This is a genomic window from Erwinia plantamica (assembly GCF_043420595.1).
GTDB classification, from domain to species: domain Bacteria; phylum Pseudomonadota; class Gammaproteobacteria; order Enterobacterales; family Enterobacteriaceae; genus Erwinia; species Erwinia aeris.
Genome location: NZ_JBGCUC010000118.1, coordinates 1 through 408 on the forward strand (window position 1 = coordinate 1; position 408 = coordinate 408).

The window sequence follows — 408 nt, forward strand, 5'->3', positions numbered from 1 at the left end:
GGTGATCATGGGCATCGGCCTTGCCTTCCGCATGGCCTGGCGCGGCGCGCTGGCGCTGGGCCTGCTGCTGAGCCAGGGCGGCGAATTCGGCTTCGTGCTGTTTGCCCAGGCCCAGCATGCGCAGCTGATCGCGCCAGAGGCAGCCAGCCTGTTTGGCGCGATCGTGACCCTGTCGATGGCCACCACCCCGTTCCTGATGGCGCTGGCCAAGCCCCTGCGCAACGATCCGCGCGCTGTGAAGGGCGAACGCCAGGGCCCGACCGGCGACGCGGCGAATGCGCTGATCGTGGGCTATGGCCGCTTTGGCCAGACCGTGGGGCAGATGCTCAATGCCAGCGGGCTTTCCGTCACGCTGATCGATACCGATGTGGAAATGATCGACGTGGCCGGCGGCTTTGGCGCCAAGGT

At 67.6% G+C, this 408-nt stretch carries 1 protein-coding gene; it reads left to right on the forward strand.

Annotated features, from left to right (window positions below; translation table 11 throughout):
- Window positions 1-408, forward strand: a 408-nt coding sequence (locus AB3U87_RS22365) for an NAD-binding protein (RefSeq protein ID WP_394150631.1), incomplete at both ends; no start/stop codon positions are given.